Here is a 25,540-nt window from a genome sequence, read left to right on the forward strand (position 1 = left end):
CAAGAACATAGATGCATAAGAATCTGTATAAAAAAGGAAGGGAAGTTGAACTATGCAAAAACGTGTATTGGGGGAAAATGGCTTGGAGGTTTCGGCTCTTGGACTCGGTTGTATGGGAATGAGCCATGGTTATGGCCTCGCATCCGACAAAAAAGAGATGATCTCGTTAATCCATGCCGCGATAGATCGCGGTGTTACTTTTTTCGACACGGCTGAAATTTATGGTCCCTTTGTAAATGAGGAGTTAGTAGGTGAAGCACTTGCCCCCTTCAAGGAGAAGGTAGTCTTGGCTACCAAGTTTGGAATTAAAATGGTGGATGGCAAACAGGTACAGGATAGTAGACCGCAACAAATTAGGCAATCCGTAGAAGGCTCGCTCAAACGACTTCGAGTTGAAGCCATTGACCTATACTATCAACATCGTGTAGATCCTGAGATCCCAATTGAAGAAGTTGCGGGGGTAGTGAAAGATCTGATTCAGGAAGGTAAGGTGAAACACTGGGGGCTCTCTGAAGCAGGAGTTACAACGATTCGTCGTGCACACGGAGTGCATCCGCTGGCCGCAGTTCAAAGTGAATACTCCTTATGGTGGAGACGCCCGGAAGAGGAATTAGTACCTGCTTTGGAGGAACTGGGGATAGGCTTTGTGCCTTTCAGTCCATTGGGAAAAGGATACCTGACAGGAAAAATTAATGCAGAAACAAAATTTGAGAAAAGTGACTTCCGTAATATTCTTCCTCGATTTACACAAGAAGCGCTTGAAGCAAACCAAGTGTTGATTGATTTACTCCAGGATTTATCCAAACAAAAAAATACAACGCTTGCTCAGGTTGCTCTTGCCTGGCTGCTTGCTCAAAAACCATGGATTGTCCCAATCCCGGGTACGCGGAAATTAAATCGTCTAGAAGAAAACTTGAAAGCGGCTACTGTTGAACTGACACCTGAAGAGTTACGGGCTATTGATTCAGCAACTTCAAAGGTTTCTTTGATTGGAGACCGATACCCGGAAGAGTTAGAGAAAAGGACTGGTCTGTGATATCTGCTGTACACAAAAAATAATAAATAGTAGAGCCTAGCTGCTGCTGTTTAACCATTTATTTAACAACTCTACAGGATAATAGAACTGCAATTAGATAAGCACGTAGAAACAATAGGGCCCTTCAGATGGCGGTTATTCAAGGTACCGCAAATGGCAAAACCAAGTTTGGTGAAGGCAACCGCTGCTACCAGATAAGCAATGTAACCTCTGAATATGATGGCATCTCCGACAAAGTACATCCTCAGACTGACCAACAGATAGGAGATTCCTAGAAGGCAAAGGAACGTACCGCTTCGTTGATAACAGCAAATTCCATACGCGTTAATTATGAACCAACCGGAAAGGAGATACACACCGAGGATCAACTTGCCGATGCCGATCAAAGCATTGATGATAAGTGATGCAAGGTTTGTAATAGCAGTTCGGTCTTGATAATCTACCAAGTAACGGTCAAGTAATTCCTTAATATATATCTCCTCCTTTCCTGTTAGGATAGCCTTTTGATTCTGATTCAATGAGTTACTTCGCCAGCAGGGCATTGGCCTTTTCGCACACCTCGTAAATCTCGTCATACTTCTGATCGATCAGAGGCGCTACCTTGTTGGTTTTTTTCTTGCTGATACTGCAGTAGAGAAGATACGGGATGATCCAGCCTACGAAACCGGGGATTGCCAGAATGATAGAAAGAGTCAGTCTGTCATCTTGATTAGCAAACACGGAGCCAGCCATAAACGCTGTTCCAATAACACCAATAACATAGGCAACGACAGAAGCACCGATGATCTTAGATCTTTCCAGCGTTTCGATTTCCGCAACGGCGGCGTCAAACTGGCGTTGCAGACGGGTCAGTTCAACTTTATTACGGATCTTGCGGTCACGCTTGAACTTCATGGTTACGGAACCAACATTCTGAACAGAGGTCGAAGTACCTTCCAGCGTCCAGCCGAAATTATTATACCCGTCGACATACACCGACTCCATTTTGCGCTTTACTGTAATATCCTTGTATTCATAGCCGACAAAATTAGATTCGTTTCTCGTGATCTCACTCATGATAATCTCTCCTTTTGTGTTTCATCTGATATGATCATTGTACTGTCGAGATATTTATGAATTGCTTGCAAAATGTTTATGAAATATTAATTGGAGATTCGTGATACCTTCTGTTCGATAGAAAAGGCATCCTGAATTCGTAACAACGAATTCAGGATGCCTTTTCTGATGTATAGGGAAGTGCTTACTGCTCCACTCTCAATTCAACAGTGAATGTGGTACCCTTATGCGGCTCACTCTCAACCGATATGACACCGCCCACCAGTTCAATGACCCGCAGCGATAGGGCAAGGCCAAGGCCGTTACCCTCCCCGGAGTGGAAGTATCTCCCTGATAGAACTTGTCGAAAATATGCTTCATCGTTTCCTCGTCCATGCCGCAGCCCGTGTCGGATATCATGACTGTAATCGTATCTTCATCTGAAGTCTGCGTTAAGGTGATGGTTCCGCCGGGAGCAGTGAATTTCAGAGCATTGGAGAGGAGATTGAGCCATACGATCTCCAGCATACTTTCGTCAACCTGAATGATGGCACGATCCTCAATATCCGCCACAAATTCAATATTCTTTTCTTCCCAGGAATTCTCATAACTAAGAGCACAATCGCATAGCTGTCTGCACAGATCATAGGACTCGGCAACGTGATTAATCTCCTGATTATCCAATTTGTTTAGCTTCAGGATATTAATTACTAACGTCGTTAATTTTTGCGAGGCCGAAATAATGGTTTCCGTATATTCCTTCCGATGTTTCGGCGACAGATCAATGTTTTGCAACGCCATAGCGTAACTATGAATAACGGAGAGAGGTGTTTTAATTTCATGAGAGACATTGGATATAAAATCGTTTTTGAGCGTTTCAATGCTGCCCAGTTCCTCAACCATCTTGTTAAAATCCTCGAACATCACGTCTACATAATCCGTCTTGTCTGCTCTATGGAGGGGTTCCAGATAGACAGAAAAATCGCCTTCTGCTACCTGTTTAGCTGCCTCGCCGAGTTTTCGCATAGGTCTATCAAAGGTCTTGTACTTCTGCCGTGCGGTGACAAGGCAAAAAATAAGGGCAACGATAATCCAATAGCCCATGATCCCGAAGATGTATTGCAGGGGAACGTGTTCTACCGAAATATAGGCATCGTAGATCAGTGCTTGCCCTGCGGTTAGCGTAGACAGCACAATAAAGGTCCACATAAACTCTTTCCATGAGAAATGCTGTGACTTGATTCGGACATTCCGCTTCACTTTCTTTCTCATTGCAGCACTGCCTTGTAGCCAAGCCCATGTACCGTCATGATCTTGAAATCCTCACAGCAGGAGAATTTGTCCCGAAGTTTGACAATATATACATCCACAGCACGCAGACTGGTTTCGCTGCCAACTCCCCAGAACTCGTCCATTAGCTGGGCACGGGAAAAGGGATGTTTGGGATAAGAAAGCATTTTGTAGAGTATGTTGAATTCCCTTACCGTCACAGGAATTTCCTTACCGTTCAGCGTCGCGGTCATATCATCAGCATCCATCATAAGACTTCCTACCATTAGTTTCTTTTCGTGGGCAATATTTGCCCGTCGAAGTAGAGCACCCACACGCATGACCAGCTCGTCCATATTGACTGGTTTGACCATATAGTCGTCAATCCCTGCACGAAACCCTTTTTGTTTAGAGGAAATATCGTCACGAGCGGTAACAAAAAGTATAGGGATAGTCTTGTTAATAGCCCTCACCGTTTCCGCAAATTCAAAACCGTCAATCTCCGGCATCATGACGTCTGAAATGATAAGGTCGTACAGACTGTTATACATTAAATCATAGGCCTCGCGTGGGTTCAAGCACCCTTTGGCATCATACCCGCTATTGCTAAGATAGGTACAAATAATTTGATTTAGCTTTAGGTCATCCTCTACAACCAGTACAGTCATCTCCTGTCCAAAATTCCTGCAATACTACAGTTTTTTTCGTGCAATAATGGTCTTCGGGACCCAATGCCTGCAAAAGTGCAGGAATTTACGCCTCCAGCGCTGGTTCGCAGAACCAACTGCCGGAAAACCTGCACTTTTGCAGGAATTCAGCGAATAAAGAGAAGAGGAGAGGAAATTCCTGTATTTTTACAGGAATTCATCTCCGGGTGAGCATTCTGACCCATTGTACGCAAGCTTGGGTCTTGGAAACTGGGGAACTGGGAAGGAACTTATGAAACTAGGAGAACTCATGACTAAATACAACATTCACAGCGACTTTAAAAAATACGAAAATACGAAACTTCCTTTAAATCCATTGTTATTACCGCTTATTAATACACTTATATCAAGAAGCTCAAAACATTTGCGGAAATTGTCTGATCAATGCAGCAGTAATGGCATCCGCCATTTCTAAAGCTTCCAATTCAATTTTGTCATACACTTGAATGAATAGCCATTCTGGTCCATGCAACATGTTGCTCCCAAAGTAACCGCATATAACTTTTCAAATCAACTTGTGCCTTACTTACGCATCCAACTTGAGTTGTCAACAGGACAGGCATTTGATTTGGAATGTTATAAGGTATACCTTGTGTGGTATATCTGAACCCCCAAGTAAGGATACATATGTTAGTCCTCCCTTGAATGTATTATCATCTACACATATTATGGTCAATGCGCCCAATAGGTTCACAAGTTTTATAATGAAATGGGGAAATGCCGCTTTTTATTAGTAATGCCACTAAACTGCTCACGTTCGATTACATCCGTCAGCTCACATTCGGAAGTCCGTTGAGATCGTAAAAGCTCATCAGAATTACCGGAGTGATTTGACTCACAGGCAATTTAGCTTGATTAGTTATATAGCACGCTCTAATATAAATACATATACAATTTCAACTAAGAGGTGTATTAATGAGGTTTAATGAATTTTTTGTCGGACAAGTGTTCAAAACCAAGTCTATAAGAATTACTAAAGAGAGTATTACAAGCTTTGCAGCTGAATTTGACCCGCAATATATGCATTTGGATGAAGATAAAGCAAAGCAGGGAGTATTCAATGGAATAATCGCTTCCGGAATACAAACCATTGCTGTTTCATTTAAACTTTGGGTTGAAACGGGTAGCTATGGGGATGATGTTATTGCTGGAACCGCAATGAATAATCTTAAATTTATAAAGCCGGTGTATCCAGATGATGAATTGCATACAATAGTTGAAGTCATTGCAGTACAAGAGAAGAAGAATGAAACGGGACTCGTTACTGTATTGTTGTCTACTTTCAATGACAAAGATGAGAGAGTTTTTGAAGGTGATTTATCCGTTCTGGTTAAGCAGTAGTGCACTTTGAAACAATTTATATCCAGCTAACGGGAAAGTATAGATCAATAAATAAGGCTGCCGATCATCAGCAGCCTTATTTATCTATGTGAATATATGTCACATATAAAAAACTTGCCAAACAGATATAAATGAAAGGGGAGTAAGCATGGTCAGTCATTTGGGCATGCAGAAGTGCTTAAGATTTTGTGGATTCCAAAAAACCTAAACTCCCGGCCAAGTTATAACGAGGCAGGGGATTTAGGTTTTTGGATTTCAGCATATCTTGATAGATGCTGGCGGCAAGGTTATTTTCTTAACTGACCTGGTATTGGAATATGTCTAATAGACTCAATCGGATGATATAGTAGCATCCATGGACCTGAGAAACGCATAATATCCTTAATTCTTTGACGGTAATCCTGTTTGTAACAATGGATAGGACACTTTGAGCAAGCCGTTTTCTCTTCACCGAATTGGCAGAGGGATAACTTTTTCCTAGCATAATCATTTAAGTCCTGACATTCCACGCAGAACACTTTTTGATGATGTTTTTTCTTACAATATATATAAATCATTTTAGAAACAAGTTCTTGTTCTCTTCGAATTTTAGAACCATCATTGAACTGCCGTTTCACTTCTTTTGTCATATTTGAAAGATTCCTTTCAATATAAAAATGCATTATATATTAACTATAACATCTAATTATTAAAGCTTATATAACTTTTAAAAAGAAAAGCCTACCGTAAAAAGAACTATACTTTTTAGGGTATAAGCTTTAATTTTGTATATGAAATTTTAAAAAAGACTATGATAAAATAATTTTTGTTACCGCTTACAATTATATTTATGGGAGGATGTGGGAATTGTCCCGCTACGGGGTGCACAGCATCATAGTAAGACTAGATGCAATTTAACCCAAAGGAGGAATGCCAAATGAAACAAAAAAGAATGCGATTATTATTAGCGATTTTTATTTGTATTGTGCTTGCATTGCCTGCAGTAAGTGTACAGGCGGCAACAACGATCACCTCAAATCAGAGCGGAACCCAAGATGGTTACTACTATGAGCTGTGGAAGGATTCCGGCACCACAAGTATGACTCTCGATAGTGGTGGCACGTTCAGTGCCCAGTGGAGCAATATCGGAAATGCGTTATTCCGTAAAGGCAAGAAATTTAACGAGACCCAAACACACCAGCAGATTGGAAACATATCAGTAAACTACAGTGCCAACTACCAGCCAAACGGCAACTCCTATTTATGTGTCTATGGGTGGACGGTTGACCCGCTCATAGAATATTACATCGTCGATAGCTGGGGCAGCTGGCGTCCGCCAGGAGGAACGTCAAAGGGCACCATAACCGTTGATGGGGGGACATATGACATATATGAGACCACCAGAGTCAATCAACCTTCCATTAAAGGCACTGCAACTTTTCAGCAGTATTGGAGTGTCCGAACGTCGAAACGCACGAGCGGAACCATATCGGTTAGCGAACACTTTAAAGCGTGGGAGAGCAGAGGAATGCCAATGGGGAAGATGTATGAAGCTTCGCTTACGGTAGAGGGATATCAAAGTAGTGGAAGTGCCACTGTGACTAGTAATACTATTACTATCGGCGGAGGCGGTGGTCCAACTCCAACTCCTTCTCCAAGCACAGGTACGAAAAAGGAAAGCGAGAGTATGACCAAAAGCGGTCAGTACACCTCGAATATCAGCTCGCCGTTTTCCGGCGTCGCTCTATACGCCAACAATGATTCGGTGAAATATACGCAGTATTTTGAGAGCGGCACCCATAATTTCTCACTTCGTGGTGCTTCTAATAACTCCAACATGGCCAGAGTTGACTTAAAAATCGCTGGACAGACGAAGGGTACCTTCTACTTCGGCGGGAGCAGTCCTGCCGTCTATACCCTAAACAATGTCAGCCATGGAACGGGAAATCAAGAGATTGAGCTCGTTGTAACCGCCGATGATGGAACATGGGATGCTTACATTGATTATTTAGAAATCAACTGACAACCACGAAGCGGTACCGGCGGGATCATTCCCGTCGGTTTTTTTATACAGAGAAAAGGAATAATGATAAGAGTATTCAGAAAACTGTCATATCACTCTCGTGGTTACTTAAGCTATAATGAGTTCTAAAAAAGAAAATGGGGAGTTAGTAAATGAATCAATTTAAAGGTGAAAAGAGCCTGCTCACGGAGAAGAAGGAGCGTTTTTCTTCCAGCGGCTTTATTTTCGCAGCCATCGGCAGCTCAGTGGGTCTGGGGAATATGTGGAAGTTCCCTTATATTACAGGGGAAAATGGCGGTGCGGCTTTCTTCCTTCTCTTCATCGTCTGTCTGGTGCTGATCGGCTTGCCGGTGCTGCTGGCCGAACTGGCCATCGGACGCAGCGGACGCGGAAGCGCGGCGACTTCGTTCATACGTGCCGGAGGCGGGAAAGGGTGGAAGGCCGCCGGAATTCTGCAAGTGGTGGCGCCGTTTCTAATCCTCTCCTTTTATATTATTGTTGCAGGCTGGACGCTGAACTACGCGATGATTGCCTTCAATGGACAACTGTTCAGCACAAGTGATTACGCAGGTGAATTTGGCTCCTTTATCTCAGGGTATATGCCGATTGTCTGGCAGGGAGTAGCCATCCTGATTACGGCGGGCGTAGTCATCCTTGGGGTATCGGGCGGGATTGAGAAATTCAACAAAGTATTGATTCCCGGCCTGGTCGTTCTCCTCATTGTGTTGATGATTCGCGCGGTAACCTTGCCGGGCGCAGGCGCAGGTGTATCCTTCTTCCTCAAACCGGACTTCTCGGTGCTGACGGCGGAATCCGCGCTGGTCGCCTTGGGACATGCCTTCTTCTCCTTGTCGCTCGGGATGGGGATTCTATTGACTTACGGTTCTTATGTGGATAAAAATCAGTCGCTCGGTACCGCTGCATTAGCGATTGGCGCTGGGGATTTGCTATATGCATTTATCGCCGGACTGATTATTTTCCCGACGACGTTCTCGTTTGGCATTGCCCCCGATCAAGGACCTTCGCTGATTTTTATCGCTCTACCGGCAGCTTTCTCGGCTATGCCTTTCGGTGCGTTCTTCGGCGGTCTGTTCTTCATCCTGTTGGCGATTGCCGCTTTGACTTCGGCCGTATCCCTGCTTGAAGTGCCAGTATCCTTCGCGATGGAGCGCTGGAACTGGAGCCGTCAACGTTCGGTCTGGATCTTGTCTCTGGTCTGTTTCCTGCTCGGTATTCCTTCAGCAATGTCGCTGGGAATGTTCCCTGAGCTTACGTTTGGCGGTAAAGCTCTGTTCGACTGGATCGATTTCATCACCTCCAACATTATGCTGCCGCTTGGCGGTCTGCTGGTTACCATTTTTGCCGGATATTTCTGGAAAGGGGCTGCAGAAGCGGCTGGGCTGCAGAAGCGCTGGTTCCGTATCTGGTTGTTCATGCTCCGGTATGTCGCGCCGATTCTGGTGTTCCTGGTGTTGCTCCATACCTCGGGAATTCTCACCTTCTAATTCAACAACCCCTCATACTCCGAGACTTGTCGTTCCGAAAGGATTTCAATTTGTTCTCTAACGGACGGAAGGTGGCTGAAGGTCATGACTGGTACGGTTTTTATTTCTATTTGCCTTCTCGTAACCGGTGGCCATTGTTCCTGCTGCAGAGCGGCACGACGTTCGAGGCAGAAAGGGTTGCATTTCCATTCGAAATTCCTGCACAGGTTCAGTTCTGAACCTGTGTTTTTTGCTTTGTTCGACTTGCGGGCCTTCAAGAAGATGGATGTGGAGAATCCTTACATGGGCCGAATGCTAAAGAAAACACAAGTGCACTCATAGAAACTCCATATTGCAAGCGCTTTATTCTAGGTAGAATAAGGATAGATCCAATCACTATTTGAGGAAATGGAGGAAAGACGATGCCACATATTGACATTAGAATGTACGAAGGCCGAACGCGTGAGCAGAAGGAGGAGATTGTCTCTGTATTCACGCGGGAGCTATCCCGGATTATTGAACGGGAGGAACGGTTTATTACCGTCGAATTTCAAGAAATTCCCCTAGATGAGAATGCTCCGGCAAACCTGTTGAAAGCAGGATCTGGAGGAAACGGTTATGAAAGCTAAGATAACCGGGGTAGACCTTATAAGCTACAAGCCCAATACGAAAAAGTCCCTTCTTACAAACATGTGGAAATTCAGGGCGCTTTATGTAATCGCGCTTCCCGGGATCTTGTACTTTATCATTTTCAAGTACGTGCCGTTGGCCGGTTCAGTTATTGCGTTTCAGAACTACAACATTTTCAAAGGCTTTACGGGCAGCGAATGGGTGGGATTTGAGCACTTTAGGACCATGTTTCAATACCAGGATTTCGGACGAATCTTAAGCAATACGATTCTGCTGGGCCTGTATGATCTCATATTTGCTTTCCCTGCTCCGATAGTGCTTGCGCTCCTGCTGAATGAAATTCGTCTTGTGTTTTACAAACGGTTTTTGCAAACGGTGGTTTATATGCCCCACTTCCTGTCCTGGGTAATTGTCAGCGGAATCGCCTTGGGCATCCTCTCCCCAGGAACAGGGATAGTGAACCAGGTTTTACAGGCCTTCGGGTTTGAGCCGATTTATTTTCTTGGTGAAAATTCCTACATTCGCACGATTCTGATCAGTTCCGGCATTTGGCGGGATTCCGGGTACGGTACGATCATTTACCTGGCCGCGTTGGCAGGAATCAACCCGGACCTGTATGAGGCTTCAGAAGTGGACGGAGCCGGGCGCTGGAAACAAACCATGGCCATTACGCTCCCGTCTCTTATACCGACGATTATGATTTTGTTCCTTCTCCATATCGGGAGATTTCTTGATCTTGGCTTCGAGCGGGTATGGGTATTCCTGAACGCGCTCAATACCGGGAACGGGGAGATTCTGGACACTTATATCTATAAGGCGGGGCTGTTGTCTCAGCAATACAGCTATACAACAGCAGTGGGGCTATTCAAGTCGGTAGTGGGACTCATTCTGGTGCTCATCGGCAACATTTTGAGCAAGAAAACAACCGGTGAATCGCTGTATTAAACGCTCTTTATGGAGGTAGGGATGATGAGAGGACGCTATACTCGCGGTCAGAATCTATTTAATGTCTTTAATCTTTTCTTTCTGACCGCCCTTGCTTTGGCTATGTTTCTGCCATTCCTGAACGTGATTGCCCAATCCTTCAGCAGCTCTGATGCCATTATTAATGGCAAGGTAGGCTTGCTGCCAAAAGACTTTACGGCGATCAATTATCAGTACGTTTTCAGCGATCGGTCCATTTGGCGGGCGTTCGGCGTCTCTGTCTATATTACGGTGCTGGGCACCGCAATCAATCTGATTGCGACCTCGTCTCTCGCTTATCCGGTGTCGCGTCAGGAATTCGTAGGCCGCAAATACATCGTCATGATGGTACTGTTCACCATGGTATTCAGCGCCCCCCTTATTCCGAACTTTATCCTGATCAAGAACTTGGGGCTTATGAACTCCCTTTGGTCGCTCATGCTGCCGGGCGCCATCAGCGCTTTTAACTTCTTCGTGATGAGAAGCTTCTTCATGCAGCTGCCCCAGGAGCTGATTGACTCCTCCCGGATCGACGGGTGCGGCGAGCTGCGGATCATCGTCAGTATGGTGCTGCCGCTGTCCAAACCGGTAATGGCCTCATTGGGGATTTTCTACGCCGTCGGGCACTGGAACACGTACATGAGCGCTCTGTATTACATCAACAAACCGTCCTTATGGCCTCTGCAGGTGATGCTGAAGAAGCTCTTCGAGACGGACGATATCAGCGTCGACCCGGCTTCCTCGGTCTATAGCTCTCTGGCGCACACATCACCTGAGGGCATCAAAATGGCCGTTATCATTGTCGCTACTATTCCGATTATCATGATTTATCCGTTTCTTCAACGCCATTTCGTTAAAGGAATGATGGTCGGCTCCGTGAAATCCTGATCTATCATAATATGATAGAATAGGAAACGCGTAAAGCGAGACGAATCGGAAGGTGGGATCCATGGATGAGGTGTGTATTGATCGTAGACGACGAGCCCATGATTCGGAAGGGTCTCTCTATCATGATCCGTCAATGCGGCGGGCATCCGTATAACATCAAGCTGGCCCAGAATGGGGAAGAGGCGATTCAGCTTATTATGGAGGAACAGCCGGATTTTCTTTTTACAGATATCCGTATGCCCAGGGTAGACGGACTGGAGCTGTGCCGGCGGCTGTCGGAGATGGAGACGGATATTCAGACCGTTGTCATCTCGGGCTATGGAGATTTTGAATACGCCCGCCAATGCTTGTCCTATGGAGTGAAAGAATATCTCCTGAAGCCCGTAAGCAAAGGGAACCTTCAAAATGTGATCGCCAAGTTGGAGGCGAATAGAGAGAAGCTTGGGAGCTTTGTCTCTGTCGCCAAGCTCGATGAATGGGTCGTGCGGATGGATGATGCCATCTGGACCTTGGATAAAGAGAAGCTATCCCTTGTGCTGAAGGAATGGGAAACTGACTTTCTGCAGCGCAGGATGAGCCGAAGCCAGCAAAAAGAGCTTCTGGAAGAGGGTTACACCTTGCTCGTGAAGAAGCTCCATCTCAATTCAGTCACACCCGGTAAAAGTGTGCTTGACCTGTCCGCAGCAACCGGAGCTGAACAGTTGTTCCACCGCTTCGCAGAGGCGTCGGAAGCTATACTGGAAGAACTTCGGAGAAAGCGCAAGGGCAAGGCGAAGGACCCGATAGAGGAAGCTAAAGCCTTCATCGAAAAGCATCTCCACCAGGAAGTTTCGCTGGAGGAGGTGGCTGAGGTGCTCGGTCTGAATGCCTCTTACTTCAGTCAGTTGTTTAAGCACTCAACGGGAGAGACCTTCGTACACTACCGCATTAAACGCAGGATGGAGAAGGCTAAGAGGCTGCTTGCCGATTCAAGCTATCGGATAACCGATATTTCCTATGAGGTCGGGTATGCGGACCACCCCCATTTTACGAAGACGTTCAAGAAGTTCACGGGGCTGGCTCCCTCCGAGTACCGCAACCGGCTGGGAATTGATTGATGAGAAAAAGTCTGTCGAACAAGCTGTTTGCCTCCTTTCTGACCGTCATCGTTCTATCCTTGTCCATGGTAGGGTTTATCACTTATTTTAAGGCTTCGGTAGCGCTGGATAAGTCTTCGGAGAAGTCCATTGCCCAAGTCATCAGAAGCGCGTCCTATCAAACGGACCTGTATTTGCAAAATTATGAAAAGGCCAGCGATTCCATTCTGTCCTACAATCAAGTCAAACAGTTCCTTGATATGGACCCGGAGGACAGCTACTCTTACTATCAATATACGAATGACATACAGAAGTATTTGTTTCGCTCTCTGTTCATTCTTTATCCTCAGATTAACCTGATGTACGTCATCGGCGAACACGGTAGGGCCATCAGCGACGATAACTTGAATCAGGCGCACAGCCTGCAGTTTCATCCCCAGGAACGCTACCGTTTCTTAAGCGAGCATACGCCGGAGAGCGGACGCATCACCATTCTCAACACGAATGTGATGAATGAAGGGGATCAGAACATTATTACGATGGTCCGCCGAATCAGAGGTGTCTCTTCCTATCGTCCCAAAGGCATTGTGGCCATCGAATTCAAGGCAGAGGATCTTGCCCGCATATGGGAACCTCTTGATCTGGGACAGGGCGGGTCCTACTTTATCATGGACGAATTCGGCAAACTCCTATACCGGCCCGAAGGGAACAAGAACCATCCAGGGTTATCTGCTGATCACATCCGAAACGTATTTCAACACCCGAACGATTCTGTCGTGGAGAAGGTAGATGGGAAAGAGTATATGTTCGTGTCAAGAAAATCCGATTATTCCAAATGGCAACTTGTGGTATCCATACCGGTTGGCGAGCTGCGCAAGCCCATTTCTACCATTCGTACGACCACGCTAGTTGTGGGAGTTCTCACGCTTATCGGTACACTGTTGCTTGCCACCTGGTTCGGACGATCCATCACGAAACCGGTCCTGATTCTCAAGGAAGGCATGAGGCAGACGGAAAAAGGAAATTGGCGCAGGCTTGAGATGGACGGCCGTCAGGATGAACTGGGGGGATTGATGCGCAGCTACAATCTTATGGTGACCCGGCTGTCCGAAATGATCGAGCGGGTATATGAAGCGGAGCTTACGACCCAGAAGGAGGCTCTGGAGCGTCATCAGGCTGAATTCCAGGCACTTCAGCTGCAGATTAATCCGCACTATCTGTATAACACGTTAGAGACCATTAAATGCTACGCGGTTGTGCAGGATTCGGACGAGATATCGGAAATAGTGGAGGCGATGGCGTTCATGCTTCGCTACTCCATCCAAACCAACCTGGAGGAGATTACGATTGCCAATGAGCTTCACCATGTACTGAGCTACATGACGATTCTCAAGCACCGGATCGGCAGGGAGTTCGAAATCGACGTAGTGATTCCACCGGCGCTGCTTCTGGCCAAGACGGTCAGGCTGACGCTGCAGCCCTTGATCGAAAATATTTTTCAACATGCGTTTCCCGATGGGATTGAAGACAGGCACTATATTCGAATCGACGCCAGGGTAGAGGGAGACCGGTTTCTCGTTCAAGTAGAGGATAACGGCTCAGGGATGTCCCGGGAACGGCTCGACAAGCTTCGCGAGAAGCTGAATCTGAACCAGCTGGCGGATACGGAAGGAGACTCTCTCTATCATAGAGGTGGGATCGGCCTCATGAACGTGCACCGCAGAATTCAAATGGTGTTCGGTGAACAATACGGGTTAAGCATCGAAAGCGTGGAGAATGAGGGAACACGGCTGATCTTGTCCATGCCTGCAGAGTGAGGAAATAGATGTTTTAAGAAAAAACTACGATTATATAAGATGAACTTAAGAATGGAGTAGTGGAGTTGCCAGAAAGACTATTGCATAGAGCATTCTGGCAGCTTGGATGTAACATTCTTAAGTTCACGTTCTATAGGAGGAAATTTGCAATGAAAATTGATTTGACTGGTAAAATCGCGCTTGTTACAGGGTCCAATGCAGGGATAGGCCGACAAATTCTGGAGACTTTGGCTGCTTCCGGCGCCAAAGTGGCCGTAAACTATTTGTTCGGTTCTTCAGAGGAGACGGTCGAAGCCGTCCGTCAGGCCGGAGGAGAAGCTTATGCTTTTCAGGCAGATGCAACAAGTCCTGCCCAACTGGACAACATGGTGAAGGAAATAGAGGAGCATTTCGGTGGAACCATCGATATTCTCGTCAACAATGCGGGCGGCATGGTCAAGCGGGTCCCCAATACCGAAATGGACGAAGAACATTACAACAAGGTGATGGACGTCAATTTTAAATCATGCGTGTTTGCCTGCAAAGCCGTAGCACCAGGAATGATTGCCAAGAAAAGCGGTAAAATCATCAATGTGTCTTCCCTCGCGGCTCATGACGGCGGCGGACCGGGCGCTTCCATCTATGCTGCGGGCAAAGCGGCGGTATGGGCTTATACCAAGGGACTTGCCAAGGAATTGAGTCCTCACGGGATTAATGTAAACGCTATCTCTCCCGGGTTCATTGGTCAGACCGCTTTCCATGCCACCTTTACAGCGGATGCGGCAAGACAGGCGACGATTGCGAAGATTCCGATGGGCCGGGAAGGCGCTCCGCAGGATGTGGGCAACGTAACACTATTCCTCGCTTCGGAGCTGTCGGATTATCTGACAGGCGAAATCATTGAAATTAACGGAGGCTTGTTCATGCGATGATGAACCTTAAGGAGAAAGCAGACACTTTTTCCTGGGTTGGCCCTGTGGTGGATAAATTGAAGACGGAGCTGGACCCTTTCCGGGAAGAAGAGATTCTGCTTCCGGCAGAACCCGGCGGCTGGTGGCACCAATATGTGTGTCCCCGGCATCATACCGAGCTAATCTTCGATGCTGCGGAGCAGGATGCGTTTGTCTTTTCTTGTCCGAAGGGCTGCAAGCTGGAAGGTGAACCCTACCGGGGAGCATGGCTGGTATACCGGCATCAGGCGATGGCGCGGTACGCGCTGCAGGCTGCCGCGGTATACGCCGCAGACGGGGAAGACTTCTATAGCGGCCTGGCCCAGACGATTCTTGTCGGTTATGCGGAACAGTTCCCGCTGTATCCGGTTCATCCTGATGGTCAACCTTGGATGCTTAGGGGCCGTGCCTTTCATCAGGCGCTGACGGAGGCTATCTGGTCCACCACGCTTATTCGGGCCTATCTGCTTCTAGTGGACAATGGAGTGACATTCACGGAGGAGGAAGAGAAGAAACTGCAGGTGTTCTTCCTGATGCTGGAGGAGAGCATGGAGCAGTACCGCCACATCCTGATTCACGAGAAGCAGAATGCAGAGAGCAATTATACTGCATGGCTGAACGCCAGCCTGGCTTGCGTATATGCCGCCAAGGGTAGCAGGGAAAAGCTCGCTTCCCTGCTGAAGGGGGAAGGCGGATTCTATCATCATCTGTCCATTGGCGTCAAGCCGGACGGCTTTGAATTTGAAGGCAGCACGTACTATCATATTTTTGTGCTGCGGGCTTATCTCATCACGGCCGAGATGGCCGGGCGCTTCGGAGTTGACCTCTATGACGCCAGGGGAGATCAAGGACAATCCATCCGTGGCATGTTTCAGTTGCTGGTGGAGCTTAGTGGGGACAACGGGGAGCTTCCAGCCCTGCATGATGGTCCTTATGCACGTGTTCCGTTCGCCCGGGAAATCACTGAAGTATTCGAAATAGGATGTTTGGTTTACAAAGACCCCACCTACCAGCCTATACTGGCGAAGGCTTATCGGTATTTATACGGGCAGGAAGAGCGGCCCGGTCTGGAGGCGCTGCTGTACGGACAACGAGAGAGTAAGGAGTTTCACTCCGCCTGCTGGACGAGGGCCTCTGTCCTGCTGCCGGATTCCGGCTTCGCCGTCCTCCGACACCTAGGCAACCCACTGTCCGTTCTGGCAGACTTCGGCGAGCACGGCGGCTCTCACGGGCATTATGACAAGCTTCATATCACGATTATGCATCGGTTGGGAGAGGTTGCTCCCGAGCTGGGAATGGTTCCTTACGGCTCTATTTTGCGAAAGGAATGGTATGCCGAAACTGCGAGCCATAACACGATCAGCATCGGAGGACGCTCCCAAGCTCCCCATACAGGCAGCTGCAGGCAATTCCGGCAGGAAAGCGAAGATACGTACTTATGGATTCGCTCGGACGGCGCATATGAAGGGGCTGTTCTCGACCGGCATCTTTGGTTGACCGACGGTTGGCTGCTGGACTGGTTTCATGTTGAGCAGGTGACGGGCCAGAAGCAGGATCAGGAAGTAGACTTATGGTTTCATCCAACGGGACATTTGCTGTTCCCGGTCGAGCCTCGCCCCATCCGGATGGACTCTCCGGCAGTCCTGGGTCAGGAAGCAGGTTACGGCTCAGTAGAGGTATTGTCCCTACTGCAGAATGAGACGGACTATGCGTTAAGAGCAGGGTGGAGCACCCTTTATGGTGGAGGGGGCCATGACCCGGAATATGAAGTATCCGTAAATACTCTGCTGCCGCCCGGCTCCATTCTGCATGAAATCCGCACACCAGGTATTGCAGAAGACCCTAGCAGACGCATTAGAGGCATTATGCTTCGGCATAGAGGCCCGTCGGTTGATTTTATTACGGTATATCGGGCCGGTCATGAACCGGCTGTACTGAAGCTTGTTAGTGAAGCGGGCGAACCGGCCCGAATCCAGATAGAAACAACAGGGCAACGGGTGGTCTATTGCCTGAACCCCGAAACGGGACTGATTCAGGAAGAGTTCCGGAATATGGAGGAGTAATGATGTCAGAAGCTTTATTTCAACCCGCTTGCGGCGTTCTCGACGTGTCTTATGGGCCTGATGAACATACGGATATTAGAGAGAACCCGCCGCGTTTTACATGGATGCCTGCTTGTCTGGAAGACGGAATGTATGAGCTGCAGATCTCCTCAACCACCGAATTTGAGCCTGAATGCACACTGACCTACAGTCGAATTCCCTATAATCTGTTTACTCCGGATAAGCCACTGGAACCCGGCACGTATTATTGGCGCTACACTTTAATAGGGGAGAACGATATCCGTTCCGAGTGGAGCAAAGTAAGAGCTTTCGTGGTTGCGGATAAGCTGCCGTTAACGCCCCTGCCATCCCGAGCGGAACGGTATTCAGCCGCTTCCACCAGCCATCCGCGGCTTTGGCTCCAGGCGGAACAACTTCATTCCTACCGGGAAGCCGTCCGCCAAGACCCTGCCTCAACTGGCTGGGATGATTTCCTGAAGCATTCCGTACTTCCCTGGACAGAGCGTGCGCTTATTCCCGAGCCTGCGCCGTATCCGGATAATAAGCGTGTCGCCAAGCTATGGCGGCAGATGTATATGGACTGCCAGGAAGTTTTCTACGCCGTTCGGCATCTTGCCATAGCGGGGGTTGTGCTGGAGGACGAGGCGCTCATCGCCAAAGCCAGAGAATGGCTGCTTCATGCTGCAAGCTGGAACACGGAGGGTACCACCAGCCGAGATTACAATGACGAATGCGCCTTTCGTATAGCCGGAACGTTGGCATGGGGCTATGATTGGCTACACGCCTCTCTGACGGAAGAGGAGCGGCTGAAGGTACGGCAGGCTCTGCTGCGGAGAACCGGACAGATAGCCTTCCACGTCATCGAACGCTCCCGAATTCATCAAGTACCTTATGACAGCCATGCGATCCGTTCATTATCCTCCGTGCTCGTTCCCTGCTGCATTTCCATGTTGGGCGAGGAGGAGGAAGTTCAGGAATGGTTTGATTATACGCTGGAGTACTTCTCCGCCATGTATACCCCCTGGGGCGGCAAGGATGGCGGCTGGGCCGAAGGCCCTATGTATTGGACCACTCAGATGGCTTTCGTTATAGAGGCGCTCAATCTGGTTCGCAAATACATGGGAATCAACTTCTATGAGCGTCCCTTCTTCCGCAAAACCGGCGACTTTCCGCTCTATTGCTTCAGCCCCGATACCCTGAGAGCCAGCTTCGGGGATCAATCGTCGCTGGGAGATCCGGTCAGTCTCAAGACGGGCTTCAATATCCGCCAATTCGCCGGTTTAATCGGAAATGGACAGTACCAGTGGTATTATGAACGAACCAAGGAACTGAATCCCGATACCCAGATGATCTTCTATAATTACGGCTGGTGGGATTTCCGGTTCGATGAGATGGTTTACCGCACCGATTATCCGCAGGTCGCTTCAGAGCCACCGATGGCTGCGGAGCCTCTGAAGTGGTTTCAGGAGGTTGGCTGGGTCGCCATGCATCATCGGATGGAAGAACCGCAGGAGCATATCATGATGCTCGCCAAGAGCAGTCGTTACGGCTCCGTGAGCCATAGCCACGGGGATCAGAACGCCTTCCTGCTGCATGCGTTCGGCGAACCTCTGGCTATCGAAAGCGGCCATTACGTCGCATTCAACAGCACGATGCATAGGCAGTGGCGCAGGCAAACCCGCTCCAAGAACGTGATTCTTATTGACGGAAAGGGCCAATATGCCGGCACGGACAAGTCGAAGAACATGGCGGCCTACGGCAAGGTGCTGAAGGCGCATAGTACGCCCGGGATCAGCTACACGCAAATGGATGCAACGGAAGCCTACCGAGAGAATGTGCCCTATATCAAGCGGTATGTGCGGGAAATATACTTCTTTGACAGCGCTTATTTTGTCATCACGGATCATGTGGATCTGGAACGTCCCGGAAGACTGGATTGGCTGTTCCATACACTCTATCCCATGACGTTGAAGGACCAAACCTTCAAAGTGAATGGCAAAAAAGCTCAAATGGAGGGAAGGTTTGTCTACAGCTCCTCCGGAGAGATGACCCTTAGCCAAAACAATCAATTTACCGATGTATATCCGAAGGAATGGGAGGGGCTGCCCGAGCACTGGCACCTGACCGCCTCAACCCAAGAGGCCCTAAGCCATCGGATCGTTACTCTTCTTCTTCCACAGGAATCAGGAAGCCGGGATTACGTATCGTACTTTATGGACGATCAGGACCATGGAGTTCATGTTTACTTTACCAATCAGGGTGTTACCCGCCGGGTTGAGATTCCCAAAGCGTACTAGTCTGTGAAAACGTTTTCATTTGCGTATGACACCCCATTGTACAAGGAGAGGGATATTAATGAAAAAATGGATTGGCGTCTGTCTGGCTGCCTTGATGGCCGCTGCAGCCGTTGCAGGTTGCTCAGACAAGGACAAAGAAGGTACTGCCGGGGAAGCGTCAAATACACCGCAGAAAACTAAATTCTCCATCTCGATGCGGACGCTGGCTTTTAACTATGTTGAGAAATCGCCCAGTCTGAATAAGGATAAATGGGTGAAAAAGCTGGAGGAGATGACGAATACCGATCTGAACATTGTTCTGGTTCCCCATAAGGAGTTCGAACAGAAAATGGTCCAGATGTTCGCCACTAACGATATTCCCGATGTCGTTCAAGGCTCGGGCGGCGTAAACGGCAAGGAAATGGCCGGTTCCGTTGAAGCAGGAGTGTTCATGCCCTTGGATGACCTGCTGCAGCAATACGGTCAGAACCTGTTGAAAAAAATCCCGAAGGAGGCCTGGGAAAACGTCACCTATCAAGGGAAAATCTACGCAATACCGGAGTTTCTGTCCAATCCGTCCCGTCGCGCGACTTGGATTCGCAAGGACCTGCTGGATCAAACCGGATTGCAGGTTCCAAAAACGGTCGATCAGTACATGAATGTGCTGCGGGCCTTCAAAAAGCTGGGCGTTGAGAACCCGTATATGGGCCGTCAGGATTTCAAGTATGCCGACGCTTTCTTTGGCGCTTATGATGTTTTTCCGTACCTGACCATGTTCGAGGAAGTCAACGGCCAGGTTCAGCCGAAGTTTATGGATAACGAAAATATGATGAAAGCGTTGCAGACCTACAAAACCATGTATGAAGAAGGTTTAATCAACAAGGAATTCGCAACCATCAACCCGACCAACTACAAGAATGCGATTCTTGCAGGCAAAGCGGGCATGTGGACGATGAATGCCAACGAGTTTCTGCAATGGGAGCAACAATTGAAGTCCACAACGCCATCCGCCAAGCTGGAGATTATTCCGTCGCCGGTTGGCCCTGACGGAAAAGGCGGCTCCTACTTGTACGGCACCGTTACGCGCACCTATTTTATCAAGGAAGGTACGAAGAATGCTGCGGATATCGTGAAATTCTTTGACTGGATGCTGAGCGATGAGGCGGAGAGCTTCTTTACCTTCGGGATCAAAGACGAAACCTATAAGGAAGAGAACGGCAAAATCGTATACACGTCTCCCAAGGATTCCGCTGCCATTGATGAGGAGCGCTACCGTCAGTCGTTCCTGTGGCTGGTGCAGGACACCACTTACAACAAGGGGGTCCTTAACATGACGGAAGAAGGCAGGGACCTGGTCAAAGTATATGATACGATTCTGGCTAAGGAAGGCCGTGACGGGATTCAGTTCGACCCGCGTCTTGACGCCCTAGTTAAGAATCCGGACATCGCTCCCAACTCGGACACGGCTCCTCCGGTGCTGTTGACGCACATTGTGAAGATGGTATATGGCAAGGAGTCCATCAGCGACTGGCCGAAGGCAGTGGAAGAGTGGCTTTCCAAGGGCGGCAAAGATGTCATCAAGGAAGCTACGGAGAAGTATAGAAGCAAAACGGGCGTCACCATGCCCCGCAGATAAGCTTATCCTCATGAGGAGCTGACGTGAATATAGTCCTTTTAGAAACCGCGCCCCGCGCGGTTTTTCTATTTCAAGGGACCAAGACTCCCTGAATTGCCCTCACTCCCGGCGCCGTCGACTCATGAATACCAAGGACAATGCTATTACCGTGAGAATAATCCCAAGCACTCGCAACCCCTCGGCACTGAACTTATCTCCCATTACGATGCTTATCAACAATGAAGAGAGAATGGTTCCCAGGTATCTTGATGTATTAAATATTCCGGATGCTACACCAATTATTTCTTTTGGAGAACTTATGAACAAGGCCGCTTGCATACCGACATTGTTCAACCCGTTGCTAATACCGAATGCAGCTAATGCCAAACACACACTGATAACTGGCGAATTCTGATTCAATGTCACGAGCCACACGGACCCAAATGTCATCAGTATTGCGGATGTGATCAATGCTGGTCGAGGTCCTGATTTATCGATCCATCGTCCTGCTATTGGAGAAGCAACGAGCGAGCACAAGCCTAAGCTTAGCATCAGAATCCCTGTATGGAACTCACTGACATTACGTACCATTTGCAAGTAGGACGGCAGACCGAAAAAGAGCGAGTAAAAAAGTACGTTAACGAGCATGAATTCGACATTGACCCAAGTCATCGCAGGATATTTGGCGAATGTGCGCAAAGGAATGAAGGGTGACGTCGTTTTTAACTCATGTCGTACGAATGCCGCAAGTAGCACGAGGCCTATCATCCCTAGAAAGATATGCCCAAATGAGACATGCCCGGAGGATTTGGCTGACAGTAATCCAATGAGTAGGGCAACCAGACCCACGGTGAAGAGCAGGATCCCTGAGGCATCAATCAAATCAAACCATTTACGAATGGACATGTCCCGTGCAACGGATGTTGGCGGGTTGTCCTTAGGTATAGTCCTCCAAGCAAGTAGAAAGCTCGCCACCACAAACGGAATATTGACCAAAAAGATAGCTTGCCAATCCCACCAGTGAATTAAGACCCCGCCAATAAAGGGTCCGATTGCTGCCGCTCCTGACAGGAATATGGACATAACTGACAGCGCAGTCGCTTGTTTCTCCGTAATATGAATTCGAACAATGGCCATTCCAACCGCAACCATCATGCTTGTTCCGATGGATTGCACAACACGGTACACGATGAGCCACCCAAAGCTTGGTGATAGTGGAGCTAGTAATGATGTAACGAAGGCTACAACAAGCCCGATAAGAAATATCTTTCTACGACCGAATAAATCACTGGCCTTTCCCATGACAGGTTGAGCCACAGCACTCGCTATGTAGAAAGAAAAAATAACCCAGGAAACATCTGTATAGTCAAGCTGATACACATGTTGCAGCCTTGCAATTGCAACAGAAATCATTGAAGAATTTAATGGGTTTAGTAGTACCCCTAGTCCAACAGAAATCAACAACCACCTACTGCGAGCATTCATATTAGATCCCATCCCTCCAAATTGTATGATGTCATCGTACTTGAAATTGATTATTTATTCCAACGCCTTTTATGTTATGATTTCATAGACTTGAAGGAATGAACGGAGGGTGTGAAATTGGAACTTCTTCAACTGCAATATTTTCTCGTAGTAGCTCGATTGGAGCATGTGACCGAAGCAGCACGAATTCTGCACGTTACCCAATCATCACTAAGCAAAACGATTCAACGCCTGGAAGAGGATCTAGGAGTCCCTCTATTCGATCGGATAGGGAGGAAACTACGGTTGAATGAGTTCGGAAGCAGATTCCTCCATAGGGCAGAAAGGGCTTTGTTTGAACTGGAACAGGGAAAGCAGGAGCTAAGTGATCTATCCTCCCCGGAACAAGGCACACTCGAATTGGCGGTGACTGCTGCAAGCACGTTGCCAAATATCCTTCGGGAGTTTCGGAAAAAGCGGCCCAATGTCCAATTTCATGTGCAAATGCTGACCACGCAGGAAATGGTTAAACTTCTTCACAGAGGAGAAGTCGATTACTGCTTGTCCTCACCTGCTATAGAAGAGGAGGATATTGAATGTCAAATTGTATTCGTTGACCCAATACTTGTAGCTGTTCCTAAAGGACATCGGCTGGCAGACCGAAGCAGCGTATCCTTGACAGAATTAAGAGATGAATGGTTTGTCGGTGTAAAGAGAGGCTACGGTACCCGCGATCTAGCGGACTCTGTATGCAAATCGGTTGGATTTGTACCTAAATATGTGTATGAGGGGGATGAACCCGCAAGGCTAAGCTCTCTTGTAGAAGCCGAAATTGGCATAGCCTTCATACCTAGCACGGCAAGGGATTCACGGGAACATATCAAATATCTCCAAGTAGAGAATCACGAATTGGTTCGGGAGATCGCTTTATTATGGCATAGGAGTCGGTACATTTCGCGGGCTGCTCTCGAATTTCGTGAGGTCGTTGTAGAATATTTTGCGGTGAGATCCAAACAGACAAATTAATCCCAACTGATCCTTAATGCTGCTTGAAGGTGCAGCCGCTTTGGAATTCAGCGGTATTAACTGAAAGCGCCGTTTGCGCTTAATCTCTATGTATGCTTCATGTTTTCCCTGCTTTCTGGACATGTTAAAGCAAGGAATGTCTAGAAGGCAGGGGGTTAATCATGAAAAGCTTATTGCGCAATCAAGCGGCTCTGCTGCTTGCCGTGGGCGGGTTGTTTATGCTGGCGAATGTGCTGGCAGGCACTTTTCTGAACGTCTATCTGTGGAAAAGCCACCAAGATTTCGCCATGATCGGCTGGTTTACGGTCGCTCAGCAGCTGGCCGTTGGCCTCAGCTTCTGGCTGGGCGGCAAATGGGTGAAGGAACATAACAAGATGAACGCCCTACGGCTGGGAATCGCCGTTGCGGGCTTTTTTTATTTGCTGGTGCTGTGGCTGGGCGGACAAGCTGTGCATTATATCTGGCCGCTTGGGCTGATTCTGGGGCTTTCGATTGGCTTCTACTGGCTGGCGTTCAATATTGTGTTTTTCGAGATTACCGAAGCAGAGAACCGCGATTTCTTCAATGGCTGGATGGGGCTGCTTGGTTCACTTACCGGCATCGTCGGCCCATGGATCTCCGGATGGCTGATCTCCCTGTTGCACGGGGAACGCGGGTACCGCGTGGTATTTATAATCTCACTCTGTATATATGGCATTACAGCCGTCCTCAGCTTTCTGCTGAAGAAGCGTAAGAGCGAAGGTACGTACCTGTGGCTGGAGCCATGGAGAGAGCTGCGGCGTGCAGGGAGCCCATGGAGACCGGCAGCGGCTGCCCTGCTGTTTCAGGGTCTGCGCGAGGGCGTCTTTTCTTTTCTGATCGGCTTATTAGTGTACATAGCGGCCCGGGAGGAGAGTAAGCTGGGACAGTTTGCTCTCCTTACCTCGGCCGTATCTCTGATCAGCTACTTTGCCGCCGGCAAGTGGTTCAAGCCCAAATTCCGCTCAGCGGGCATGCTGGCAGGCAGCCTGCTGCTGGTGGCTGTGATTACGCCGCTCCTTTGGAAAGTCAGTTACGGGACGCTGCTGATCATGGGCATCGGGACCTCACTGTGTATTCCGCTGTACATGCTGCCCATGGTCTCGACCAGCTTTGACTTGATGGGTCTCTCTGCGGAAGCTGCCGGCAAACGGGTGGAGCTTGTCGTGCTGAGGGAGCTGAGCCTGATGAGCGGGCGGCTGCTCGGGATGTTCATGTTCATTGCCGTGCTGTCTGTGAACGACTCGCCGCAGGTCATCACGCTGCTGATGCTGCTGCTGGGTGCATCTCCGCTGGGCAGCTGGCTGGTCCTACGCCGTCTGCTGAGAAGCGGCAATTATCATCCTGATCAATAAGTTATAATGAAGTCACGGACAGTACGAATCGAAATGCTGCAGAGTTTAAGACAAAGGCTGTGCTGGCCAGCCCAGAATGATAAAGGGGAACAATAACAATGACTATGAACAGCGATCATCATCTGCAGCTTTGGGATCAGGTGCTTCTGAGGGTGCTGGATATACGGCTGCGGCGGGTTGAAGCAGGTGAGTTTCTTCTGCCTTATGTCCTGCCTACAAGCTCTTTTATATTTTGTGCGCACGGCAGTGGCGAGCTTTGGCTGGATGAAGAGATCTGGCTGGCTGACAGCTTTTATCTGCTGCACTCAGGCAAAGGCAGGAAGCTTAAAGTAAATACGGAGAAGGGTATGGAACTGTATTTCATTTTCTATAAAGCTGTTTTGCCGCAAAACTCCTTACGTGAATTTCATATACTGATGCAAACGGACAGCCCCTTCGATCAAATGTGGGGGATTTCTCCAGCAGAGCCGCTGGAACTACTCAGTCTTGCCCAGCAGATGCTGGAGGGCTGGCATACCAACAAAAGCCCGATAGGTAAACTGTAGG

Annotated in this window: 22 protein-coding genes and 2 pseudogenes; 16 read left to right on the forward strand and 8 right to left on the reverse strand. The window is 48.3% G+C overall.

The window, feature by feature from the left end; translation table 11 throughout:
- Window positions 1-52 precede the first annotated feature (52 nt).
- Window positions 53-1,036, forward strand: a complete 984-nt coding sequence (locus B9T62_RS12405) for an aldo/keto reductase (RefSeq protein ID WP_087915538.1) — start codon at window positions 53-55, stop codon at window positions 1,034-1,036.
- A 71-nt stretch (window positions 1,037-1,107) separates the two neighbouring features.
- Here B9T62_RS12405 and B9T62_RS40240 read toward each other — a convergent pair whose 3' ends face one another.
- The 6 genes and pseudogenes from B9T62_RS40240 to B9T62_RS40660 all read right to left on the reverse strand — a co-directional run.
- On the reverse strand, window positions 1,108-1,554 hold the full coding sequence (locus B9T62_RS40240) for a hypothetical protein (protein ID WP_211296455.1): 447 nt from the start codon (window positions 1,552-1,554) through the stop codon (window positions 1,108-1,110).
- A 4-nt stretch (window positions 1,555-1,558) separates the two neighbouring features.
- The gene (locus B9T62_RS12415; protein ID WP_087915539.1) at window positions 1,559-2,092 is read right to left on the reverse strand and encodes a hypothetical protein; all 534 of its coding nucleotides are present in this window, start codon (window positions 2,090-2,092) and stop codon (window positions 1,559-1,561) included.
- A gap of 184 nt (window positions 2,093-2,276) precedes the next feature.
- Window positions 2,277-2,354: an ATP-binding protein gene (locus B9T62_RS41770; protein ID WP_425436685.1), complete on the reverse strand. Its 78-nt coding sequence runs from the start codon at window positions 2,352-2,354 to the stop codon at window positions 2,277-2,279.
- A 92-nt stretch (window positions 2,355-2,446) separates the two neighbouring features.
- A pseudogene (locus B9T62_RS41470) lies at window positions 2,447-3,343 on the reverse strand (HAMP domain-containing sensor histidine kinase); the annotation flags it as partial.
- Entirely contained in the window at window positions 3,340-4,008 is a 669-nt protein-coding gene (locus tag B9T62_RS12425) for a response regulator transcription factor (protein WP_087915540.1), read from the reverse strand. The gene B9T62_RS12425 and the pseudogene B9T62_RS41470, both read right to left, overlap by 4 nt.
- A 394-nt stretch (window positions 4,009-4,402) precedes the next feature.
- Window positions 4,403-4,495 (reverse strand): annotated as a pseudogene (locus B9T62_RS40660) (acetylglutamate kinase); the annotation flags it as partial.
- A 467-nt stretch (window positions 4,496-4,962) separates the two neighbouring features.
- On the opposite strand from B9T62_RS40660, the gene B9T62_RS12435 reads away from it, so the two are divergent.
- Window positions 4,963-5,388 carry a MaoC family dehydratase gene (locus tag B9T62_RS12435; protein WP_087915542.1) on the forward strand — a complete coding sequence of 142 codons (426 nt, stop codon included), beginning with the start codon at window positions 4,963-4,965 and terminating at the stop codon, window positions 5,386-5,388.
- Between the two features lie 287 nt (window positions 5,389-5,675).
- Here the strand turns inward: B9T62_RS12435 and B9T62_RS12440 are convergent, their stop codons facing one another.
- Window positions 5,676-6,017: a nitrous oxide-stimulated promoter family protein gene (locus tag B9T62_RS12440; RefSeq protein WP_087915543.1), complete on the reverse strand. Its 342-nt coding sequence runs from the start codon at window positions 6,015-6,017 to the stop codon at window positions 5,676-5,678.
- 287 nt (window positions 6,018-6,304) lie between these two features.
- Here B9T62_RS12440 and B9T62_RS12445 point away from each other — a divergent pair, with 287 nt between their 5' ends.
- From B9T62_RS12445 to B9T62_RS12495, 11 genes are all read left to right on the forward strand, one after another.
- Complete coding sequence (locus B9T62_RS12445) at window positions 6,305-7,390, forward strand: glycoside hydrolase family 11 protein (RefSeq protein ID WP_087915544.1); 1,086 nt, start codon at window positions 6,305-6,307, stop codon at window positions 7,388-7,390.
- 152 nt (window positions 7,391-7,542) lie between these two features.
- The gene (locus tag B9T62_RS12450) at window positions 7,543-8,895 is read left to right on the forward strand and encodes a sodium-dependent transporter (protein WP_087915545.1); all 1,353 of its coding nucleotides are present in this window, start codon (window positions 7,543-7,545) and stop codon (window positions 8,893-8,895) included.
- Between the two features lie 401 nt (window positions 8,896-9,296).
- A complete protein-coding gene (locus B9T62_RS12455) occupies window positions 9,297-9,503 on the forward strand; it encodes a tautomerase family protein (RefSeq protein WP_087915546.1) in 207 nt (68 codons plus the stop codon).
- Entirely contained in the window at window positions 9,493-10,449 is a 957-nt protein-coding gene (locus tag B9T62_RS12460; protein WP_087915547.1) for an ABC transporter permease, read from the forward strand. Before B9T62_RS12455 ends, B9T62_RS12460 begins: the two co-directional genes overlap by 11 nt.
- Before the next feature lie 24 nt (window positions 10,450-10,473).
- Window positions 10,474-11,355 (forward strand): carbohydrate ABC transporter permease, encoded by an 882-nt coding sequence (locus tag B9T62_RS12465; protein WP_087915548.1) that lies wholly within the window; start codon window positions 10,474-10,476, stop codon window positions 11,353-11,355.
- A gap of 65 nt (window positions 11,356-11,420) precedes the next feature.
- Window positions 11,421-12,452 carry a response regulator transcription factor gene (locus tag B9T62_RS12470; protein ID WP_087915549.1) on the forward strand — a complete coding sequence of 344 codons (1,032 nt, stop codon included), beginning with the start codon at window positions 11,421-11,423 and terminating at the stop codon, window positions 12,450-12,452.
- A complete protein-coding gene (locus tag B9T62_RS12475; protein ID WP_211296456.1) occupies window positions 12,452-14,248 on the forward strand; it encodes a cache domain-containing sensor histidine kinase in 1,797 nt (598 codons plus the stop codon). The genes B9T62_RS12470 and B9T62_RS12475 overlap by 1 nt, the downstream gene beginning before the upstream one ends.
- Window positions 14,249-14,397: 149 nt before the next feature.
- Window positions 14,398-15,159, forward strand: a complete 762-nt coding sequence (locus B9T62_RS12480) for an SDR family NAD(P)-dependent oxidoreductase (RefSeq protein ID WP_087915551.1) — start codon at window positions 14,398-14,400, stop codon at window positions 15,157-15,159.
- Window positions 15,156-17,240 (forward strand): heparinase II/III domain-containing protein, encoded by a 2,085-nt coding sequence (locus B9T62_RS12485; RefSeq protein WP_087915552.1) that lies wholly within the window; start codon window positions 15,156-15,158, stop codon window positions 17,238-17,240. The genes B9T62_RS12480 and B9T62_RS12485 overlap by 4 nt, the downstream gene beginning before the upstream one ends.
- Window positions 17,241-17,242: 2 nt before the next feature.
- Window positions 17,243-19,537, forward strand: coding sequence for a DUF4962 domain-containing protein (locus B9T62_RS12490; RefSeq protein WP_087915553.1), 2,295 nt, complete (start codon window positions 17,243-17,245; stop codon window positions 19,535-19,537).
- A 58-nt stretch (window positions 19,538-19,595) separates the two neighbouring features.
- Window positions 19,596-21,152, forward strand: coding sequence for an extracellular solute-binding protein (locus tag B9T62_RS12495; RefSeq protein ID WP_087915554.1), 1,557 nt, complete (start codon window positions 19,596-19,598; stop codon window positions 21,150-21,152).
- A 99-nt stretch (window positions 21,153-21,251) separates the two neighbouring features.
- Here B9T62_RS12495 and B9T62_RS12500 read toward each other — a convergent pair whose 3' ends face one another.
- Window positions 21,252-22,616, reverse strand: coding sequence for an MFS transporter (locus tag B9T62_RS12500; RefSeq protein WP_087915555.1), 1,365 nt, complete (start codon window positions 22,614-22,616; stop codon window positions 21,252-21,254).
- Window positions 22,617-22,733: 117 nt separating this feature from the next.
- On the opposite strand from B9T62_RS12500, the gene B9T62_RS12505 reads away from it, so the two are divergent.
- The 3 genes from B9T62_RS12505 (at window position 22,734) to B9T62_RS40665 (ending at window position 25,539) form a co-directional block, all read left to right on the forward strand.
- Window positions 22,734-23,621, forward strand: a complete 888-nt coding sequence (locus tag B9T62_RS12505) for a LysR family transcriptional regulator (protein WP_087915556.1) — start codon at window positions 22,734-22,736, stop codon at window positions 23,619-23,621.
- A gap of 161 nt (window positions 23,622-23,782) precedes the next feature.
- Window positions 23,783-24,994 carry an MFS transporter gene (locus B9T62_RS12510; RefSeq protein WP_087915557.1) on the forward strand — a complete coding sequence of 404 codons (1,212 nt, stop codon included), beginning with the start codon at window positions 23,783-23,785 and terminating at the stop codon, window positions 24,992-24,994.
- A gap of 98 nt (window positions 24,995-25,092) precedes the next feature.
- A complete protein-coding gene (locus B9T62_RS40665; RefSeq protein ID WP_245864434.1) occupies window positions 25,093-25,539 on the forward strand; it encodes a hypothetical protein in 447 nt (148 codons plus the stop codon).
- Window position 25,540: the final 1 nt, after the last annotated feature.

Source organism: Paenibacillus donghaensis, from assembly GCF_002192415.1.
GTDB lineage: Bacteria > Bacillota > Bacilli > Paenibacillales > Paenibacillaceae > Paenibacillus_AQ > Paenibacillus_AQ donghaensis.

Coding starts and splice junctions, on each gene's coding strand:
- B9T62_RS12405 (WP_087915538.1), top strand. CDS start 53: ATGCAAAAACGTGTATTGGGGGAAAATGGCTTGGAGGTTTCGGCTCTT.
- B9T62_RS12475 (WP_211296456.1), top strand. CDS start 12,452: ATGAGAAAAAGTCTGTCGAACAAGCTGTTTGCCTCCTTTCTGACCGTC.
- B9T62_RS12450 (WP_087915545.1), top strand. CDS start 7,543: ATGAATCAATTTAAAGGTGAAAAGAGCCTGCTCACGGAGAAGAAGGAG.
- B9T62_RS12485 (WP_087915552.1), top strand. CDS start 15,156: ATGATGAACCTTAAGGAGAAAGCAGACACTTTTTCCTGGGTTGGCCCT.
- B9T62_RS12455 (WP_087915546.1), top strand. CDS start 9,297: ATGCCACATATTGACATTAGAATGTACGAAGGCCGAACGCGTGAGCAG.
- B9T62_RS12460 (WP_087915547.1), top strand. CDS start 9,493: ATGAAAGCTAAGATAACCGGGGTAGACCTTATAAGCTACAAGCCCAAT.
- B9T62_RS12440 (WP_087915543.1), bottom strand. CDS start 6,017: ATGACAAAAGAAGTGAAACGGCAGTTCAATGATGGTTCTAAAATTCGA.
- B9T62_RS12465 (WP_087915548.1), top strand. CDS start 10,474: ATGAGAGGACGCTATACTCGCGGTCAGAATCTATTTAATGTCTTTAAT.
- B9T62_RS12470 (WP_087915549.1), top strand. CDS start 11,421: ATGAGGTGTGTATTGATCGTAGACGACGAGCCCATGATTCGGAAGGGT.
- B9T62_RS12445 (WP_087915544.1), top strand. CDS start 6,305: ATGAAACAAAAAAGAATGCGATTATTATTAGCGATTTTTATTTGTATT.
- B9T62_RS12435 (WP_087915542.1), top strand. CDS start 4,963: ATGAGGTTTAATGAATTTTTTGTCGGACAAGTGTTCAAAACCAAGTCT.
- B9T62_RS12500 (WP_087915555.1), bottom strand. CDS start 22,616: ATGAATGCTCGCAGTAGGTGGTTGTTGATTTCTGTTGGACTAGGGGTA.
- B9T62_RS12425 (WP_087915540.1), bottom strand. CDS start 4,008: ATGACTGTACTGGTTGTAGAGGATGACCTAAAGCTAAATCAAATTATT.
- B9T62_RS12510 (WP_087915557.1), top strand. CDS start 23,783: ATGAAAAGCTTATTGCGCAATCAAGCGGCTCTGCTGCTTGCCGTGGGC.
- B9T62_RS40665 (WP_245864434.1), top strand. CDS start 25,093: ATGACTATGAACAGCGATCATCATCTGCAGCTTTGGGATCAGGTGCTT.
- B9T62_RS12415 (WP_087915539.1), bottom strand. CDS start 2,092: ATGAGTGAGATCACGAGAAACGAATCTAATTTTGTCGGCTATGAATAC.
- B9T62_RS12495 (WP_087915554.1), top strand. CDS start 19,596: ATGAAAAAATGGATTGGCGTCTGTCTGGCTGCCTTGATGGCCGCTGCA.
- B9T62_RS12480 (WP_087915551.1), top strand. CDS start 14,398: ATGAAAATTGATTTGACTGGTAAAATCGCGCTTGTTACAGGGTCCAAT.
- B9T62_RS12490 (WP_087915553.1), top strand. CDS start 17,243: ATGTCAGAAGCTTTATTTCAACCCGCTTGCGGCGTTCTCGACGTGTCT.